Raw genomic sequence first — 19,508 nt, 5'->3', positions numbered from 1 at the left:
CGTTGTTTCCTGTGCGACGATGTCTTTGAGCGTTCATGCGCAGGATTCGCTCAAGCCACCGGGCGAGACAGCACTCGGCCCGATCACGGTCAGTGCAACGCGCAACAAGACGGAACAGGACAAGTCTCCGCGCCGCGTGACCATCATTGATCGCGAGCAGATTCAACAGCAGCTGGGCAGTACCAGCGATCCCGGCCAAGTGCTGGCGAACCTGATTCCGTCCTATTCGCCGAGCCGGCAGAAGCTCTCCAACGCTGGCGAGACCTTGCGCGGCCGCGATCCTCAGTTTTTGATCGATGGCGTGCCCCAGTCCAATCCGCTGCGCGACAGCTCCCGCGATAGCTACACAATCGATCTGAGCATGGTCGAGCGTATCGAGGTCATATACGGCGCCAGCGCGGAGCACGGCCTGGGGGCGACCGGCGGTATCATCAATTTCGTCACCCGTCGTCCCGAGGGCGGCACGGTCAATCAACACGCCGGGATCAGCCTGACCACCGATGACGACATTCGCTCCGATGGGCTTGGCTATAAGGCCGACTATCGCGTGAGCGGCGCGAAAGGCCAATGGGATTACCTGGCCGCCGCCAGCTGGCAGGAGCGGGGTGTGTTCTATTCCGGCGACGGCAAAGCCGTGGGCGTCGCATATCCGGGCGAACTGCAGGATTCGACCAGCTACGATCTGTTTGGCAAGCTCGGCTACTGGATCGACGACAATCAGGAAATCCTGATGTCGCTCAATCACTTCAAGCTCGAGGGCAACGGCGATTACGTGCCGGTCGTCGGCAATCGAGGCGAGGGTGTCGCCACCAGCGCACGCAAGGGCGACCCGCTCGGCGACCCCGGTTATAACGACGTCACCACCGCGCGTGTGTCCTACAACCATGCCGATTGGCACGGCAATGAAATCGATGCCCAGATCTATGCCCAGCGCTTCCGGGCCCAGTTCGGTACGACGCCGTTCTTTCCCTACGGGCCGACCGAAGATCGGTCTTTCGATCAGACGCGCAACGAATCCGACAAGGTCGGCGCGCAGTTCACGATCAACCGCCAGGGCATGCTTGACGGTCTCGTGGATGTCGCGACCGGCGTTGACCTGCTTCAGGACGAAACCCAGCAGGTACTGGTACACACTGGGCGTACCTATGTGCCCGAAACGCGCTTTCGTAGCTATGCCGGGTTTCTGCAGACCGATCTCCACCTGGGTGAGGATGTCACCCTGACCGGTGGCCTGCGTCGTGAGCATGCTAGGCTCGACGTCGACGATTATTCGACCATCGACCGAGATAACGTCACCGACGACGCGGTCGATGTCGGTGGTGGTAAGCCGTCGTACTCCGAAACACTCTACAACGCCGGCATCACCTATCAGGCGACCGCCTGGGGGCAGCTGTATGCCAGCTATTCCGAGGGTTTCGGTATGCCAGACGTGGGCCGTGCGCTGCGCGGTATCAGTGCGGCGGGTCAGGACGTGGATGATCTGATCGAGCTCCGGCCGATCGTCACCGACACCCGCGAAATCGGTACCCGTCTCGATTGGGGTCGTTATGGTCTGGAGGTGAGCTATTACGAGTCGAATTCCGATCTCGGCGAACGGCTCACCGAGCGCAACGGCTCGTTCGTGGGCAGTCGCGAAAAAACCGAGATCCATGGGCTCGAAGTGACCGGCCGCGCGCGCATCGGCGAACGCCATCGCGTCGATCTAGCCTATGCCCAGGCAGAAGGCCGCTCGGACACCAACGGCAACGGCCGGGTGGACACCAAGCTTACCGGTATCAATATTGCACCGGACACGCTGACCGCTTCCTGGGGCGCAACCTGGAATCCGGACTTTTCGTCCTACGTGCAGGCCGTCCACTACTTCGATCGCGACGTTGAAAACGAACAGCTCGACTTCGACGGCTTCACGCTCGTGAATGCCTCGATCAGCCACGCACTGCCCGTCGGTAGCCTGCAGCTCGGCATCGATAACGTGTTCGACAAGGACTACTTCACCTACTACTCGCAGGCAGCGCGTATCAGCGACGAGTACTACTTCAAGGGGCGCGGACGCACGTTCAAGCTTGGCTACGAGGTGGATTTCTAGTCGCAGCAGCGTCACACGTCGACACATTCAGCCCAGGCCATGCAGCATCGGTCCGGCCGTACCTGCGGCCTCATCGTGACGCGTGGCTGGTGCCTGGGCTAGAAGGCAGGGGAATCGATCGAGATCGTGGCCGGGTCCTGGATATCGGTTTCGCTCTTGGGCGCGGTCTGTGACTTGCCGTCTTCCAGTGCCGGTGGTTCCTCGGCCGCGTGGCTGTTCGTCATCCAGGTGAGGATGTCGTAATAAGCGCGAATGTTGCCCACATAAGTTGCCGCCTCATGGCCGCGCGCATAGCCGTAGCGGGTGTTCGAGATATAGCGTTCCTGGGTAAGCCAGGGCAGGGCATCGCGCAAGTTGACCCACAGATTGGGATCTCGGTTACGCGCCTCCAGCAGACGACGAGCGTCCATCACGTGCCCGTAGCCGATGTTGTAGGCAGCCAGTGCGAACCAGGTGCGATCCGGCGGCCGGATCTCGTCGGGTAATCGATCGAACATGCGGACGAAATACTGTGCCCCTCCGTCGATGCTCTGCTGGGGATCACGTCGGTTATCGACATCGACTTCCTTGGCCGCAGCCTGCGTCAGCATCATGATGCCGCGCACGGTGGTCGGGCTGACCGCGTCCTTGTCCCAGTGTGATTCCTGATAACCGATAGCGGCCAGCAGGCGCCAGTCCAGATCGTATTTCCGGGCGGCCCGTTTGAAATATTTGCGCCAGCGTCCGAGTCGGTCGTCGACCTGTCGGGCGAACTCCTGGCCGCCGACGAAACCCAGGCGCTCGACATGGCCGAAGTAGCGGTCGCGCAGGATCCGCAGCCGACCGTCCGCGCGGACATCGTGAAGGAAGGCGATCGCCTTGTTGTAGAGAAAGTGATCGCCTCCGATCGTGGGGGCCGGCGGGAATGCCCAGGCCAGTCTCTGGCGCACATCGGGCAGGTCGAAGGCCACGCGCAGATTCGGGTAGTAGCGCTGATTCATCGCCACGATCTCGGCGTTGGCGATCGTGATATCGAGTTCGCCGTCGGCCACGCGGTCCATCAGTTCTTCGGTGTTGGCGCTCGGATCGACGGTGAACTCGATATCCGGATGTCGGCTGCGCAGCCATGCCGCGAGTGCGGTATCGGCCGGCAGCGTCAGATGACCGGACAGCTCGGCCAGCGTTTCGGGCTTGTCCCGGTGTACGCGGTACACGGCTTCCAGCTTGCTTTCGGCATAGGGCGGGGTGAAGCGCACCCGTTCACGACGTGCATCGCTGACCGCAATGCCGGCGCCGATCTGCGCGCGCCCACTGGCCACCGCATCGAGTACCGCGCGGCGATCCGGTAAGACTTCGATCTCCAGACGAACGCCGAGCTGTTCGGCGAATGCGCGTGCCAGATCGTATTCGAAACCGGTGGGGCCGTCGGCGTCCAGGTAATACGTCATTGCCGAGTTGACCGTTGCGACGCGGAGCGTTCCAAGCGTATTGACCTGTTCGAGCAGGCCGGGCCGGGCGGTGCATGTGGCCAGCGCCAGCGTGAATGCCGTGACGCTGAGCACGCACAAAAACCGTATCACCAGGCGCACACTCAGCACCGGCAGACGGCCCGGAAAGCTCGCGGTGGAAGGCGGAGGGAGACAGGAAATCGCATCGCGTAGAAGAAAATGGTCTGCAGATGTTGGGAAAGCGGGCGTAATACTTTAAGATACGCGACTTCGTGATCGGCCGCGGTCGGCCCGGAGGCATGAAAGCCTGCGACAGGCGACCGGCAGCTGAACGATTCCAAGGAGAGGTACCGAAGCGGTCATAACGGCACCGACTCGAAATCGGTTGGGGGCTGACGCCCCACGTGGGTTCGAATCCCACCCTCTCCGCCATCTTTTTCGACCCCCTGAACCGGCCCTGCCATGTCTTCAGCAGACTCAAAGCAGCGTCTCTACCGCGTGGCGTTCTTCAATCAGGGGGAAGTCTACGAAGTATTCGCGCGCTCCGTCTCCCAGGGCGCGCTGTTCGGTTTCATCGAGATCGAGAAGCTGGTCTTCGGCGAGCGCTCGTCCGTGGTCATCGACCCGGCCGAGGAAAAGCTCGCCGACGAGTTCGCCGACGTCGAGCGCTCCTATATCCCCATGCATTCGGTGATCCGCATCGACGAAGTCACGCGTCGCGGCACGGCACGGATCACGCCGGCCGACAGCGACAGCAAGGTGCGCCCGTTTCCGGTCTATACCCGCAACAACCCCGGGCCGGGCGGCGGCCAGGGCAGCCGCTAGTGCGACGTATCGTGAGTCGCGCATGAGCGAGGCCGCCCGTGCCATGCGTTTCGCGCTGCTGGGCAGCGGCAGCAAGGGCAATGCGCTGGTGGTGGAATATGCCAATACCCGGCTGCTCATCGACTGCGGCTTTTCCGCGCGCGAGATGGAGCGCCGGCTGGCCCGCCTGGAGCTCACCCCGGCAGATATCGATGCGCTGGTGATCACCCACGAACACGACGACCACTGGCGCGGCGTATCGCGGTTTTCACGTCGCCACGAGATTCCAGTGTGGCTCACGCCCGGCACCCAGGCCGCCAAGGCCACCGATGTGCTGGCTGCGACCGAACTGTATTCCCCGCACGAACCGTTCGCGATCGGCGATCTGGAACTGTTTCCGTACCCGGTGCCCCACGACGCGCGCGAACCCGCGCAGCTGGTGGTGGGCAACGGCGACAAGCGTCTGGGCATTCTCTCGGACAGCGGTTATGCAACGCCGCATGTGCGCGAGATGGTCGACGCCTGCGATGCGCTGGTGCTCGAATGCAATCACGACCCGCAGATGCTGGCCAGCGGTCCGTATCCCGCGTCGCTCAAGCGACGGGTGGCCGGCAAACTCGGCCATCTGAGCAACCAGCAGGCCGCCGAGCTGCTGGCGCAAATCGATGCCACCGGCCTGCAGCAGCTGGTCGTGGCGCATATCAGTGAATCCAACAATCGCCCGGAACTGGCCCAGGCCGCGCTTGCCCAAGCGCTGTCGACCACGGCCGACTGGGTGCATGTGGCCAATCAAAGCGAGGGTCTTTCGTGGCGCAGTCTGGTCAACCGGTAGGCGAACACGCGATCGCCGCCGTACACATCATCGTCGGCAAGCCGGCGCTGGCGGAATTCGAACTCGAACGGCTGCGCGGCGGTCTGGCCGGCGCGGGCATCGACGTGGCCAGCCTGGTGGCCCGCGAAGTGTTCGTTGCGGCGTTCAACCGTACGCCGAGCGACGACGACCGCGCGCGCCTGCATGCGCTGCTGGGCGTCGACGCCAGTGATGACATGCCCGAAGGCGTGATCGCGATCCCGCGGCTGGGCACGGTATCGCCGTGGTCAACCAAGGCCGAGGACATCGCCCATAACAGCGGCCTCAATGCGCTGGCACGGCTCGAACGCGGTGTGGTGTTCTCGTTCGGCAGCGCGCCGGATTTCGAAGCACTGGCCCAGAGTGGTGTGCTGCACGACCCGATGACGCAGTCGCTGCTGCCCAATGCCGAACGCCTGCCGCGGCTGTTCGATACGCTGGCTCGGCGCGGTCTGCGCCGGGTGCCATTGGCCGAGCAGGGCGTGGCGGCGCTTCAGGCCGCCAATCGCGACTGGGGGCTGGCGCTGGCCGACGAGGAAATCGAATACCTCGCCGAGCAGTATCGCGCGCTCGATCGCGACCCCACCGACGTCGAGCTGATGATGTTCGGCCAGATCAACTCCGAGCACTGCCGGCACAAGATCTTCAATGCCGCGTTCACGATCGACGGCGAGACCCGTGCCAAGTCGCTGTTCGACATGATCCGCGATTCGCACCGTGCCGCGCCCGAGGGCGTGCTTTCGGCCTATCGCGACAACGCATCGGTGATCGAGGGTCACCACGCAACGCGCCAGCTGGTCGGCGCCGATCGTGTCTATCGGCTGCACGAAGAACCCGTGCATCTGCTCATGAAGGTGGAAACGCATAACCACCCGACCGCGATCGCGCCCAATCCGGGTGCGGCCACGGGCGCCGGCGGCGAGATTCGCGACGAAGCCGCCACCGGGCGCGGCGGCAAGCCCAAGGCCGGGCTCACCGGTTTTTCGGTGTCCGACCTGCGTCTGCCGGGCGATATCCAGCCCTGGGAGACCGACGACGCACGCCCGCAAGCCATCGCCACGCCGCTGGAGATCATGCGCGATGCGCCGATCGGGGCGGCGCGCTACAACAACGAATTCGGCCGACCGGCGCTAGGCGGCTATTTCCGCAGTTTCCAGTATCAGTCCGACGCCACCGGCATCCGCGGCTATCACAAGCCGATCATGATCGCCGGCGGGATGGGCAACGTCCGCCCCGACGACGTCGAAAAGCACGTGGTGCCGGTCGATGCCGCGCTGATCGTGCTCGGCGGCCCGGCCATGTTGATCGGCCTGGGCGGCGGCGCGGCCTCGTCGATGGCCAGCGGTACCTCGTCGGCCGAGCTGGATTTTGCCTCGGTACAGCGCGCCAATCCGGAAATGGAGCGCCGCTGCCAGGAAGTCGTGGAAGGCTGTATCGCGCTCGGCGCCCACAATCCGATTGCTTCAATCCATGACGTGGGTGCGGGCGGGCTGTCGAACGCGCTGCCCGAAATCATCGATGCCGACGATCGCGGCGGGCGTATTCGCCTGCGCGACGTGGACGCGGCCGATGTGAGCCTGTCGCCGATGGAAATCTGGTGCAACGAATCGCAGGAGCGCTATGTGCTTGCGATCGGGGCCGACCAGCTCGACGCATTCGAAGCGCTGTGCGCACGCGAGCGTTGCCCCTATGCCGTGGTCGGCACGGCCACGGCCGAGTCGCGGCTCACCGTCGAAGACGGCGAAGCCGACAACGAGGACGCGCGTTATCCGGTCGATATGCCCATGGGCGTATTGCTCGGGCGTACCCCGCAGATGCAGCGCGATGTTGAACACCAGCGCCTCGAGCTGGACGCCTGGGATCACAGCGCGATCGACGTGGCCGATGCTGTCGAACGCGTGCTGCGCGTGCCCAGCGTGGCCAGCAAATCGTTTCTGATCACCATCGGTGATCGCAGCGTGGGCGGCATGACCGCACGCGATCAGATGGTCGGGCCCTGGCAGGTGCCGGTGGCCGACGTGGCCGTGACCACGACCGCTTATACGGGCGATACCGGTGAAGCGATGGCCATGGGCGAACGCACGCCGCTGGCCTTGATCGATGCGCCGGCCTCCGGCCGCATGGCGGTGGCGGAAGCCGTGACCAATATCGCGGCCGCCCGTATCGACAAGCTCACCGATATCCGTTTGTCTGCCAACTGGATGGCGGCCTGCGGCGAACCGGGCGAGGATGCACGGCTCTACGACACCGTACAGGCGGTGGGCGAACAGCTGTGCAGCGAACTGGGTCTTGCGATTCCGGTGGGCAAGGATTCCTTGTCCATGCGCAGCGTCTGGCGCGACGACAATGGCAACGAGCGCCGTATGAGCGCGCCGTTGTCGTTGATCGTGTCCGCCTTCGCGCCGGTGAGCGCGGCGCGCGCGACGCTCACGCCGCAGCTGGTGGCATCGAATGAAGCCCGCACCGCACTCGTGCTGGCCGATCTGGGCAGCGGCAAGAACCGCCTCGGCGGCTCGGCCTTCGCCCAGGCATTCGGTGCGCTCGGTAATGTCGCACCGGATCTGGATCAGCCCAAACAATTGCGCCAGTTCTTCGGCGTCGTCCAGCGCCTGGCCGGTGAGAACCGGATCAAGGCCTATCACGACCGCAGCGATGGCGGCCTGCTGGCCTGTGTGGCCGAAATGGTATTCGCCGGCCGTGTGGGCGCGGATATCGCGCTCGACGACCTCGGCGACGATGCGCTGGCCGCGTTGTTCAACGAAGAACTGGGTGCCGTGCTGCAGGTCGGCGCGGACGATGCCTCGGTCGTGGTCGGCGAACTGCGCGCCGCGGGCCTGACCGCGCATGCGATCGGCACGGTCACGGCCGAGCCTGGCCTGGTGGTGCGTCATGCCGGGCAAACGATCTATACGAATACGCGCGCCGCGCTGGAACGGGCCTGGGCCGCTACCAGCCATGCCATGGCCGCGCTGCGCGACGACCCGGCGAGTGCCGATCAGGCGTTTGAGGCGCTGCTCGACGACGAAGATCCGGGTCTGCCGGCGGCGCCGTCGTTCGATCTGAGCGAAGACCGGGCGGCGCCGTTCGTGAATACCACACGCCCGCGCGTGGCGATTCTGCGCGAGCAGGGCGTCAACGGCCATAACGAAATGGCTTGGGCGTTCTCGCGTGCCGGTTTCGAAGCGGTCGATGTGCATATGAGCGAGATTGCGGCCGGTCGCGATCTGTCGGACATGCAGGGGCTGGCGGCCTGTGGCGGCTTCTCCTATGGCGACGTGCTCGGTGCCGGCCAGGGCTGGGCCAAATCGATCCTGTTCAATGCCGGTGCACGCGCGGCTTTTGCCGACTTCTTCGAACGCGACGAGACGTTCACGCTGGGTGTGTGCAACGGCTGCCAGATGCTGGCGGCGTTGGCCGAAATCATTCCCGGCACCGAGTACTGGCCGCGCTTCGTAGCCAATGCGTCGCGCCAGTTCGAAGGCCGGACCAGCGGCGTGGAAATCGTCGAGTCCAAGGCGGTGCTGCTCGAGGGCATGGCCGGCACCCGTGTGCCGATTGCGGTGGCCCATGGCGAAGGCCGGGCTGAATTCGCGGATGCCAACGATCTGGACATGCTCGCTGCCAACGGCCAGGTCGGCATGCGCTATGTCGACGGTCGCGGCGCGCCGGCGAGCACCTATCCGGCCAACCCGAACGGGTCGCCCCAGGGCGTGACCGGGCTGTGCAATGCCGATGGCCGGGTGTTCATCACCATGCCGCATCCCGAACGTGTCACCCGCAGCGTGAACCTGTCCTGGGCGCCAAAAGGCTGGGGCGAGTTGAGTCCTTGGGCACGGTTGTTCGGCAACGCACGGCGTTTTGTCGGCTAGCGGTCGCGGCTTTCGGCGTGGCGGCGTTTACGCTGCGGGCGTTCGCGCCCGATGACGTAGAGGCGCTGGTGGCCTTGTGGCAGGCCTGTGGCCTGACCCGCCCGTGGAACGACCCGTATCGCGATATCGAGCGCAAACTGGCGGTCGATCCGGAGCTTTTGCGGGTGGCCGAACGGGCCGGCGAAATCGTCGCCAGCATCATGATCGGCTACGAAGGCCATCGCGGCTGGATCAACTATCTGGCGGTTGCACCCGCATGCCAGCGCGAAGGCATCGGGCGTGCGCTCATGGCGCACGCCGAGCACCTGCTGCGCGAGCGCGGCTGCCCCAAAATCAATCTGATGATCCGCGGCGAAAATACCGACGCGCTCGCCTTCTATCGTCGTCTGGGCTACGCCACGGACGATGCCGTGCCGCTGGGCAAACGCCTCGAGGCCGATGACTGGGCGCGCCGCGCGTTAGACGGTTCCCCACAAATCGGCGGCCGATCGTAACGGCGACTTTCCCATGGCGTTGCGCGGGCAAGCGAGCAGGCCGCGGCCGGCGCTTTCGGTCCTGCTATAGAACGCCAGCGACCCGCCCGGCGAGCGTCCGAAGACGTCGAGCTTCATGTCGGTGCCGACCGGCAAAGCGGAAGGGATTTGATCTGAGAGCCGTATCGCGATGCGATCGAAATCAGGGTATCGAGCCGGCGCCGCCCTGGCCGATTCAACGCTCCCGATCGAGAATCTGGCGGGCAACGGTAAAATGCGGCTGGTCGACCATGCGTCCGTCGAGCGCAAACGATGCGGCGTCCGGATTTTCGTCTACCAACGCCTGCACCCTGTGCGCCCAGTCGAGCGCGGCGGGACTCGGTGCCAGCGCGGCATGAATGGTCGCCAGTTGGGCGGGGTGGATCGCCATCTTCGAGGTGTAGCCGAGCTCGCGTGCGTAGTCGCATTGGTCGGTGAGTGCGTCGAGATCGCGAAAGTCCGCGCTGATGCTGTCGATGGCTTCCACGCCGGCCGCGGCCGCCATCAATAGACAATGGCGCTGCATGGCCTGGGCGAGGGTGGCCTGAGCGCCGGTGGTGCCTGCGATCGGCGGCCGGCCTAGCACGGCGGACAGGTCTTCCATGCCCCAGCTATAGCCGCGTAATCGCGCGTGGCCGCGGGCCAGGCTCGCGCCGCATTCGCCGACCACCGCGCTGGCGGTTTCCGTGATGATGCCGACGATACCGATCGGCTGTCCGTGCAGTCCGTCGCGGGCTTCCAGCGCATCGAGCCAGGCGCCCATGCGTTCGAGCTGGGCATGTTCGGCGAGCTTGGGGTGGACAATGCCGGCCACGCGCGCCAGCGGCAGGGCGGCGAGCTCGGAGAGCGCAGCCGACGGCTCGCTGGCGTTGACACGGACCCACAGGGCACGCCGATCGGCGCTGGGCTCGCAGGCGGCGAGAAACTCGATCGTGGTCGCCAACGCCTCGGCCTTGCGCGAAACGGCCACGGAATCCTCCAGGTCCAGGATCAGCGCATCGGCGGTTCCGGCCACGGCCTTGGCCATCTTGGCCGCTGAATCGCCAGGTACGAAAAGATAGGAGCGTGGGCCTGCCTGGCGCGCGCTCATGCGGAGTTCTCGGGCTGGCGGTGCATCATCGCCTGGCGGCGACAGCTGGCTACCTCGGTACCGTCCTGCTTGAACGCGCGGTGGACGAATTCGACGATACCGACCCCGGGTCGTGAACGACTGGCGCGCAGACTGGCGACCTCGGTGGTCACATGCACGGTGTCGCCATGAAACAGCGGCGCGGGGAAGCGGGTATCGGTCATGCCGAGGTTGCCCACGGTCGTGCCCAGCGTGGTCTCCTGTACCGAAATGCCGATCATCAGGCCGAGCGTGAACAGGCTGTTGACCAGCGGCTGTCCGAAGTCGGTCTGTTCGGCGAAGGCGCGATCGATATGCAGCGGCTGCGGGTTCATCGTCATGCCGCAGAACCACATGTTGTCGGCTTCGGTAACCGTGCGGGTGAGCTCGTGCTCGAAGCGTTGTCCTTCGTGAAACTGTTCGAAATACAGACCGGCCATGAGGGCTCCTAGGCGTTGTTCTTGGGATCGGGTTCGGACTCGCCGGGCAGAATCAGTGCGCCGGCAGCGACCAGGGCGTCGATAGCGGCATCATCCATACCGTATTCGTTGAGCACACGGCGTCCGTCGATGCCCAGCCGGGGCGCGGGTCGGTCCGCCTGGGTGGGGGTGTCGATGAACCGAAGCGGCTGACGTACGGTCGTGATCGCACCCTCGGTGGGATGGTCGACCGGCTGGAAGAATCCAACGGCGGCCAGATGCGGATCGACGAGCAGGTCCTCGAGGCGGTTGACCGGGCCGCAGGGAATATCCAGACGCTTGAACTCGGCCAGCCACTCGGCGGAGGTGCGCGCCGGCGTGGCCTCGGTCAGCACGGCATAGAGCTCCCCGATGCGTTCGCTGCGTCGAGTGGCATCGCGAACCCAGTCGGCCTCGGCCAGATCATGACGACCGATCAGGCGCAGGAATTTCTCCCAGTGGCGCGAGGAATAGGGCAGTGCGGCGATATAGCCGTCGGCGGTGCGATGCGGCCGGCGGTGCGGCGACGTGAGCCGGTCGTAGCGCAGACCGCCCTCGGGCGGGTCGAAGACGTGGCCCGACAGATGCTCGGCGAGCATGAACGACGCCAGGCTCTCGAACATCGCTGCCTCTACGGCCATGCCGTGGCCGCAACGCTCGCGGCCCATCAGCGCACCAAGTATGCCGGCCAGAGCATACAACCCCGCGACCTTGTCGGTGAGGATGGTGGGCAGCAGCTGCGGTTCGGCATCAGGGTCGAGATTCATCGAGGCAAATCCGGTCATCGACTGAATCACATCATCGTAGGCCGGGTCGTCGGCGTAGGGGCCGTCGCTGCCAAACCCCACCGCCGCGCAGTAGATTAGCCGTTCGTTGATCTGCGATAGACGGGCGTAGTCCAGTCCCAGACGCGCAATCGCCGCCGGACGCATGTTGTGGAGAAACACGTCGGCATCGGCAACCAGCCGGTCGAGTGCGTTCCGGCCGTCGGCGGTCTTCAGGTCCAGCGAGATCGAGCGCTTGTTACGGTTGAGGTTGACAAAGCCCGCGCCCATGCCGGGACTGCGTGCCGGTGCGGCGGCCCGGAAGATATCGCCGTCGGGCGACTCGATCTTGATCACATCGGCGCCGAAGTCGGCCAGCATCTGGGAGGCGAACGGCCCGAACACGACCGTACTCAGGTCGAGCACGGTGATGCCTTTCAACAATTCGAACATCCGGACTCCTTGCCTATGGGTTGCCTGCCGGCGCCGAGGGGCGGCGGGCCGGCCAGCGGCTTTATTGATGCCAAGTCTTGCATGGGTGCCACCAAGCTGCAATAATTTTTGAAACGTTGGTTCATCCAGTGAAACTTTTATGGCCTATGCGCCGATCACGGCTTTAATGCGAGGACTCAAGGTCCTCGAGGCGGTCAACCGTCTGGGCCCGGCGCGTCTGACCGATATCCAGGCCGAGACCGGTCTGCCCAAGGCCTCGGCGCTACGCGTACTGGATACGCTGCGCCACGGCGGCTATGTAACGGTCACCGCCGACAGCCGCGAATATCTGGTCACGGCACGCACCTTGTCGCTGTCGAACAACTATCAGGCCGATGAAGCATTGCTGGCGGCTGCCGCGCCGATTCTCCAGGAACTTAGGGATGCCACTGGCTGGCCGTCGGACCTGGCGTTCTACCAGGCCGGCAAGATGGTCATCGCCGATACGAACCGTCGGCCGGGCAGCTTCTCGGTCAACCGCAAGATCGGAACGCGTGTGTCGGTGATGCTGACCGCGATCGGTCGCGTGTATCTGGCGTTCTGCGATGCCGAGCAGCGCAACGCCATCATCGAAACTTTGATCGCAAGCGACGATGCCGATGACCGTGCAGCAACAGACCGGCCGGCGCTCGATGCACTGCTCGAGCAAACCCGGGCGCGCGGCTATGCGATCAACGAGCGTGAATCGGTGGCTACCATTCGTGCGGCTGCGGTGCCGGTGCTTCACCAGGGGCGCGTGATGTGCTCGTTCAACGTCATCGGCCTGGCGCAGGCGGTACCGATGCGCGATTTCGAAAAGACCTATATCCCGATGCTCATGCAAGCACGCCAACGCATCGAGGCTGCCCTCGAGCGTAACGACTGATTTGCCAGAAAGCTGTTCCGAACGGGAGGACCGACACCCAGAAGGTCGGCCACCGGTTCATTCCATCAACGGAGGAGATCCCATGTTGAAATATTCTCTTTGCAAGAACCTGGCGGCGGCGACGCTGTGTCTGCTGGTCGGCCTGGCCTGCCTGCCGGCGCAGGCGCGCACGCTGATGTTCGCCGACTCGTTCCCGCTGTCGCATACGCTGTCCACCGACGGCACGGTCTGGTGGATGGATCGGGTGGAAACCCTGACCGACGGCGACCTGAGCTTCCGGCACTTCCCTGCCGAGCAGCTCGCCAAAGCCGGCGAGATCCTGCAGAAGATCGAAGACGGCGTGATCCAGGCGGGCTATGTCGGCACCGGCTATGTCAGTGATGAACTGCCGCTCAACGGTGCGCTGATGCTGCCGGGCGAGGTTCGCGACACGGTCGAGGCCAGTCGGGCCTACTGGCAGTTGCTCAAGAGCGATACGCCGCTGCGCCAGGAGTTTCTCGACAACGGCGTGGTGCCGGTCTATGCAGTGATGCTGCCGCCGTACCAGCTGGTTCTCAAGCGAGGACCGGTGGCTTCGCTGGCCGATCTGAAAGGGCTCAAGCTGCGTTCGACGGGCAGCCTCAATTTGGTGGTACAGGCCGTGGGCGCCAATCCGGTGTCGATGGCCGCGCCGGACGCCTATCTGGCCATTCAGCGCGGCACGCTTGATGGCACCGTGCTGCCGGTGACCAGTATCGCGCCGTACAAGGTCAACGAAGTGACCAAGAGCCTGAGCACCAACGGCCGTTTCGGCAGCTTCGGCATCACGGTGGTCATGGACAAGAAAGTCTACGACGGGCTAAGCGCCGACGAGAAGAAAGCCGTGGATCAGGCCGGCGACGAGACGGTTGCCCATCTGGCCGACGTGGTCGAAAACGAAGTCCAGACCGATCTGGCCGAGTTCCGCGATCAGGGCATGGCGATCTACGAAATACCCGAGGCCATGCAGCAGGCGCTCGAGCCCAAGTATGCCGAGGCCCAGCAGGCCTGGGTCAAACGCATGGCCGACCGTGGGCTCGACGGGCAGGCGGTCATCGATGCCTATGAATCCGAGCTCGAGCACGTTCGCGCCGCCGACTAGCACAGCGTCGAGGCCTGTTTTTCAACGGTGGAATACTCATGCTTGAACGAATTCACCACGGCGTCGATGTGGCGCTGTTCTGGCTGGCGGGCGTCGCGCTGGTTGCGATGATGGTGCTGGTCAGCGTCGACGTCGTCGCCCGTTATCTGTTCAACGCCCCGTTGACGTTTCAGTTCGAATTGACCACCAACTATCTGATGGTGATGGTGGCAACGCTGGCCTTGCCCTGGTGCGAGCGCCGGGGCTCTTTCATTCGGCTGTCGGTCATCGGCCGCTGGCTGGGCGTGCGTGGACATAACCTGCTGCATGCATTCAACGCGATCGCGGCCGCACTCGTGCTCGCTGCGATCGCGTGGTTCTCGGGCGTGCGAACCCTGGACAAGTATCTGGGCGGAGACGCCATGTTCGGCGTCATCGACTGGCCCGTGTGGCTGTCGACGATCTGGGTGCCGGTCGGTTGCGGCATGCTTTCGCTGCGCCTTGTGGTCGATGCGCTGCGGCGACTGCTCAACCTCGATCGTAGAGTCGACGGGCACGACGAACGGGTCGAGGACGCACGCGATATCGCCGAACACGGAGGCCGATCGTGATCGTGGCGGCCGGCGTGGGCGTGCTCGTCGTCCTGCTGCTCATGGAGATGCCGATCGCGTTCGCGATGATGATCGCGGCGACCGTCGGGTTGTACCTGGTTGGCGGAGAGTCGTTCGTGGCCAGTTATCTGGCCGACGTCTACCACAGCGTATCGGCTTCCTACGTGTTTCTGACCATTCCGATGTATGTATTGCTGGCGCAGTTCATGGCCCAGTCGGGCATGGCGCGCGACATCATCCGTGCCAGTGATCTGTGGCTTGGACGACTGCGCGGCGGCTTGGGTGTGGCCTGCGTGATGGCCAGTGCCTTCATGGCAGCGATTATCGGTTCGAGCACGGCCAGCTCGGCGACGATGTCGGCAGCTGCCTATCCGTCCATGCGCGAGGTCGGCTACGACCGGCGGCTGTCGGTGGGCATCATCGCCATCTCCGGCACGCTCGCGATCATGATTCCGCCGAGCATCGTGCTCATCATTTACGGCATTCTCACCGAGCTGTCGGTGGGCAAGCTGCTGATTGCCGGTCTGTTGCCGGGCGTACTCACGGCCGCCGGCTATATCGCAACCATCATGTGGATCGGCTGGCGGCATCCGGACAAGATGCCCGCACAGCCGTCGTTCGATCTGGGCGCGGCCACCCGTGCGCTCGGGCCGGTCTGGCCCGTAATGCTGCTGATGCTGCTCATCGTCGGCGGGCTGTACGGCGGCGCGGCCACACCGACCGAGATCGGCGCGGTCGGCGCGGCGGCCGCACTGGTCATCACGCTGATCATGCGGCGCATGGATCGCGCCCGCTTCGTGGCCGCACTCGAGGACACGCTCGGCACCACGGTCATGATCGTGACCATCGTCATCGGCGCGATGATGTTCGGCTATTTCCTGACCCTGACCCAGGCTACCCAGTCGCTGTTCGATGCGATCCAGCATGCCGGACTGTCGCCTTGGATGGTGATGGGTCTGCTGGTGCTCGTCTATCTCGTGCTCGGCATGTTCATGGATCAGATCGCGATCCTCGTACTGACCGTACCGGTCACGCATGCGCTGATCACCCAGCTCGGTTTCGACGGCATCTGGTACGGAATCATCATCACCAAGACCGTGGAGATCGGCCTGGTCACGCCCCCACTGGGTCTGAACGTGTTCGTTACCTCCGGGGTGACCCGCGTACCGCTGGCCGATTGTTTCCGCGGCGTCGCGCCGTTTCTGCTGGTCGAGGCTGCCGTGCTGGCCCTGTTACTGGCGTTTCCGCAGATTTCGCTGCTGCTTCCCAATCTGATGAGTCACTGAGGAGACCGATATGGATTTCGACCTGCCTGAAGAACTGGTCGCGCTCGGCGATGCCGTGGCGGATTTCGCCCAGCGTCGCCTGACCGAGGACGCCGAGGTCTATGAACGAAACGGCGAATTCGCCTATGACCTGATCCGCGAGATGGGTGAAGCGGGCTTTTTCGGCGCGCCGTTTCCCGAATCGCTCGGTGGCAGCGAGGCCGGCTTTCTTGCCGTGTCAATCATCGCCGAGGAGATCTCGCGTATCGCCCCGGCCTACGGTTATGCGATGAACATGCAGTGTGCGACCTGTCCGTACACAATCTACAACTGGGGCAGCCAAGAGCAGATCGAGCGCTTCGTGCCCGATTTGATCGCCGGGCGCTCGATCGGCATGTTCGCGTTGTCCGAGGCCGGCGGCGGCTCGGATCCGGCGGGTGCGATGCGTACCACCGCACGACGAGAGGGCGATTATTATCTGCTCAACGGCTCCAAGATGTGGATTACCTTCTCGCACGCTGCCGACGTGGGCGTGTTGTTCGCCAAGACCGATCCCAGGGCCGAACCCGCGCACCGCGGCATCACCGCCTTCATTGTCGAGCCGAAGAAGTTCGAAGGCTATAGCGCGCAGCCGATCGACATGCCGGGGCTGTCCAAAAGTCTGCGCTCCTGCACGGTGTTCCTGGACGACTTCAAGGTGCCGGTGGCCAACCGGCTCGGCGAAGAGGGCAAGGGGTTCGGTATCGCCATGAACGCGCTGGAATTCGGGCGTCTGACGGTGTCGGCGCGGCTGACCGGGCTAGCCCAGGCCGCCTTGGATGCCAGTATCGCCTATGCCAACGAGCGCGTGGTCGGCGGCGGGCCGATTGCACGCCACCAGCTCGTACAGCAGCGTATCGCCGATGCCACCGTGCACGTCGAGGCCGCGCGTCTGATGGCACGCCGGATCGGCTGGACCATGGACCAGGCTCGCACATCCACGCGTATCGCCTCACGCGGAAAGTATTTCGCCACCCAGGCCGCACGCCTGGCGGTGGACGTGGCACGTGAGGTGTTCGGCGGCAACGCACTGACCGCGGAATACCCGGTCCAGCGCCTGCAGGCGTATATCGACATGCTCACCGTCGGCGAGGGCTCGGAGAACGTTCAGCGCGTACTGATCGGCGAAGACGCACTGGGCATCAAGGACGCGACCCGGCACACCATGCGCAATCGCTTTGTCGGTGTAACCTGAACGCCTGACCCATGCCATGACACAAGGACCGATCCGCATGAGCCAAGCCAACCCCATCGTTTACCAGCCCAGCGCCGAGCGCGTGCAGGCGAGTCGGCTGTACGACTACATGCGGTGGCTGGCCGAGCGGGATATCGTCGAACTTGCGGACTACGACGCTTTGCACGCCTGGTCGATCGACGCGCTCGAGGCGTTCTGGGCCAGTATCTGGGACTACACCGGTGTGATCGCGGCCAACCGCGGCGACACCGTGCTGGATTCGAGACAAATGCCCGGTGCGCGCTGGTTTACCGGGGCACGCCTGAACTTCGCGGAGAATCTGCTGAGGGAAGCGATTCATGGCGATGCCGACAAGACGGCGATCGTGGGCCTGTCGGAATCGCGTGACGATGTTCGGCTGACCTACGGCGAACTGATGGCCGAGGTTGGTGCGCTGGAAGCTTGGCTCGTCGCCCGGGGAGTGCGCGCCGGCGACCGTGTAGCCGGTGTGGTGGCGCATACCCACGAGCCCATCGTGGCGCTGCTGGCCTGTGCCAGTCTCGGTGCAATCTGGTCTTCGGCGTCGCCGGATTTCGGGGTCGCAGGGCTGGTCGATCGGTTCGCCCAGATCGAGCCGACTGTGCTGATCACTGTCGATGGCTATCGCTATGGGGGCAAGGATTTCGATCGAACCGGGCGCATCGCAGATTTGTGCGAGGCCATTCCGTCGATCCGCCACGTGCTGGTCACGCCCAACCAGGGCCGTACGGTCTCGACCGATAGCCGCGTGACCGCCTGGGCCGATGCCCTGGCCGAGCATGCCGGCGCCGCGCCGTCGTTCTCGCCGCAGACATTCGATCACCCGGTTTATATCCTGTTTTCCTCGGGCACTACGGGCGTGCCCAAGTGTATTGTCCACGGCGCGGGCGGTGCGCTGCTCCAGCATGCCAAGGAATTGATCCTGCATGGCGATATCCATCGCGAGGACGTGTTCTTCTATTTCACTACCTGCGGCTGGATGATGTGGAACTGGCATGTGTCGGGATTGCTGACCGGCGCCACGCTCGTGCTCTACGACGGCAATCCCGGCTACCCGGATATGGACATGCTCTGGGGCGTGGTCGAGCGCGAGCGGATCACCCATTTCGGCACCAGCGCCAAATGGATCGCCGGTTGCCGCAACGCCGATATAACGCCATCGGAGAACCACGATCTCGGCACGCTTCGGGTGATCTTCTCGACTGGCTCTCCGCTGCTGGACGCCGATTTCGACTGGGTCTACGAACGTGTGAAGACGGACGTGTTGCTGGCCTCGATCGCCGGTGGCACGGATATCGTGTCCTGTTTCATCGGTGGCAACCCGATGCTGGCGGTGCGCCGCGGCGAGATTCAGTGCCGCATGCTGGGTGTGGCCGCCGAGGCGTTCGACGAATCCGGCCGGTCCGTCATCGACGAATGCGGAGAACTGGTCTGTACCCAGCCGCTGCCGTCCATGCCGGTTAAATTCTGGAACGACAGCGATGGCAGCCGTTATCGGGCGGCCTATTTCGAAACGTTCGAGGGCGTCTGGTCGCACGGTGATTACGTGCTGTTCACACCGCAGGGCGGGGCGATCATCTACGGGCGCAGCGATGCCACGCTCAATGTCGGGGGAATCCGGATCGGTACGGCAGAGATCTATCGTCAGGTCGAGACCATGGACGCGATCGCCGATACCCTGGTCGTGGCACAGCCATACGGCGAAGACAACCGGATCGTCATGCTGGTCGTGGTCAACGAAGGCCACGAGTTCGATCAGACCCTGGCCGATGCGATCCGTCGACGCCTGCGTGAACAGGCCAGCCCCCGGCATGTGCCAGCAGTGATCGCGCCCGTCTCGGCGCTGCCGTACACACGCAGCGGCAAGAAGGTCGAGGTGGCGGTGGCCAAGTTGCTGCGCGGTATGCGTGTTGACAATACCCAAGCAATCGCCAATCCCGAGGCGCTCGAAGAGATCGCGGCGATCGATGCGCTCGAGGTGCCGCGCGGCTGAGCCGCACGCTATCGCCGCAGATTCCGCTGTATGAAAAAGGCCGGCCTCATCGA

General features: G+C 64.3%; 15 protein-coding genes and 1 tRNA gene. 12 read left to right on the top strand and 4 right to left on the bottom strand.

Annotation, left to right across the window (positions count from 1 at the left end):
* Positions 1-19: 19 nt before the first annotated feature.
* Positions 20-2,086 (top strand): TonB-dependent receptor, encoded by a 2,067-nt coding sequence (locus T31B1_RS11135; RefSeq protein ID WP_502950958.1) that lies wholly within the window; start codon positions 20-22, stop codon positions 2,084-2,086.
* 98 nt (positions 2,087-2,184) lie between these two features.
* Here the strand turns inward: T31B1_RS11135 and mltF are convergent, their stop codons facing one another.
* Positions 2,185-3,645: a membrane-bound lytic murein transglycosylase MltF gene (gene mltF / locus T31B1_RS11130; protein WP_353249620.1), complete on the bottom strand. Its 1,461-nt coding sequence runs from the start codon at positions 3,643-3,645 to the stop codon at positions 2,185-2,187.
* Positions 3,646-3,854: 209 nt separating this feature from the next.
* On the opposite strand from mltF, the gene T31B1_RS11125 reads away from it, so the two are divergent.
* From T31B1_RS11125 to T31B1_RS11105, 5 genes are all read left to right on the top strand, one after another.
* Positions 3,855-3,945 (top strand) — tRNA-Ser (locus T31B1_RS11125).
* Between the two features lie 30 nt (positions 3,946-3,975).
* Positions 3,976-4,338 carry a DUF1820 family protein gene (locus tag T31B1_RS11120; protein WP_353249539.1) on the top strand — a complete coding sequence of 121 codons (363 nt, stop codon included), beginning with the start codon at positions 3,976-3,978 and terminating at the stop codon, positions 4,336-4,338.
* Between the two features lie 22 nt (positions 4,339-4,360).
* The gene (locus T31B1_RS11115; protein WP_353249538.1) at positions 4,361-5,149 is read left to right on the top strand and encodes an MBL fold metallo-hydrolase; all 789 of its coding nucleotides are present in this window, start codon (positions 4,361-4,363) and stop codon (positions 5,147-5,149) included.
* A complete protein-coding gene (purL, locus tag T31B1_RS11110; protein ID WP_353249537.1) occupies positions 5,125-9,036 on the top strand; it encodes a phosphoribosylformylglycinamidine synthase in 3,912 nt (1,303 codons plus the stop codon). Before T31B1_RS11115 ends, purL begins: the two co-directional genes overlap by 25 nt.
* 17 nt (positions 9,037-9,053) lie before the next feature.
* Positions 9,054-9,530, top strand: a complete 477-nt coding sequence (locus T31B1_RS11105) for a GNAT family acetyltransferase (protein ID WP_353249536.1) — start codon at positions 9,054-9,056, stop codon at positions 9,528-9,530.
* Positions 9,531-9,744: 214 nt separating this feature from the next.
* On the opposite strand, the gene T31B1_RS11100 is transcribed toward T31B1_RS11105, so the two are convergent.
* From T31B1_RS11100 to T31B1_RS11090, 3 genes are read right to left on the bottom strand one after another with little or no spacing between them, the layout of a single operon-like run.
* A complete protein-coding gene (locus T31B1_RS11100; protein ID WP_353249535.1) occupies positions 9,745-10,638 on the bottom strand; it encodes an HpcH/HpaI aldolase/citrate lyase family protein in 894 nt (297 codons plus the stop codon).
* On the bottom strand, positions 10,635-11,096 hold the full coding sequence (locus tag T31B1_RS11095) for a MaoC family dehydratase (RefSeq protein WP_353249534.1): 462 nt from the start codon (positions 11,094-11,096) through the stop codon (positions 10,635-10,637). The genes T31B1_RS11100 and T31B1_RS11095 overlap by 4 nt, the downstream gene beginning before the upstream one ends.
* A gap of 8 nt (positions 11,097-11,104) precedes the next feature.
* Positions 11,105-12,331, bottom strand: a complete 1,227-nt coding sequence (locus T31B1_RS11090; RefSeq protein ID WP_353249533.1) for a CaiB/BaiF CoA transferase family protein — start codon at positions 12,329-12,331, stop codon at positions 11,105-11,107.
* A gap of 166 nt (positions 12,332-12,497) precedes the next feature.
* Here T31B1_RS11090 and T31B1_RS11085 point away from each other — a divergent pair, with 166 nt between their 5' ends.
* The 6 genes from T31B1_RS11085 to T31B1_RS11060 all read left to right on the top strand — a co-directional run bounded on the left by T31B1_RS11085 (position 12,498) and on the right by T31B1_RS11060 (position 19,455).
* Positions 12,498-13,235 carry an IclR family transcriptional regulator domain-containing protein gene (locus T31B1_RS11085; protein ID WP_353249532.1) on the top strand — a complete coding sequence of 246 codons (738 nt, stop codon included), beginning with the start codon at positions 12,498-12,500 and terminating at the stop codon, positions 13,233-13,235.
* Between the two features lie 82 nt (positions 13,236-13,317).
* A complete protein-coding gene (locus T31B1_RS11080; RefSeq protein WP_353249531.1) occupies positions 13,318-14,355 on the top strand; it encodes a TRAP transporter substrate-binding protein in 1,038 nt (345 codons plus the stop codon).
* A gap of 38 nt (positions 14,356-14,393) precedes the next feature.
* Positions 14,394-14,945 (top strand): TRAP transporter small permease, encoded by a 552-nt coding sequence (locus T31B1_RS11075; RefSeq protein ID WP_353249530.1) that lies wholly within the window; start codon positions 14,394-14,396, stop codon positions 14,943-14,945.
* Positions 14,942-16,231 carry a TRAP transporter large permease gene (locus T31B1_RS11070; RefSeq protein ID WP_353249529.1) on the top strand — a complete coding sequence of 430 codons (1,290 nt, stop codon included), beginning with the start codon at positions 14,942-14,944 and terminating at the stop codon, positions 16,229-16,231. The genes T31B1_RS11075 and T31B1_RS11070 overlap by 4 nt, the downstream gene beginning before the upstream one ends.
* 10 nt (positions 16,232-16,241) lie before the next feature.
* Entirely contained in the window at positions 16,242-17,444 is a 1,203-nt protein-coding gene (locus tag T31B1_RS11065) for an acyl-CoA dehydrogenase family protein (protein ID WP_353249528.1), read from the top strand.
* A 37-nt stretch (positions 17,445-17,481) separates the two neighbouring features.
* Positions 17,482-19,455 carry an acetoacetate--CoA ligase gene (locus T31B1_RS11060; RefSeq protein ID WP_353249527.1) on the top strand — a complete coding sequence of 658 codons (1,974 nt, stop codon included), beginning with the start codon at positions 17,482-17,484 and terminating at the stop codon, positions 19,453-19,455.
* The last annotated feature ends 53 nt before the right edge of the window (positions 19,456-19,508 follow it).

The organism is Salinisphaera sp. T31B1 (assembly GCF_040361275.1).
GTDB lineage: Bacteria > Pseudomonadota > Gammaproteobacteria > Nevskiales > Salinisphaeraceae > Salinisphaera.
The sequence above is the reverse complement of the archived record's forward strand: the minus strand, read 5'-3'. Positions and strand labels throughout refer to the sequence as shown.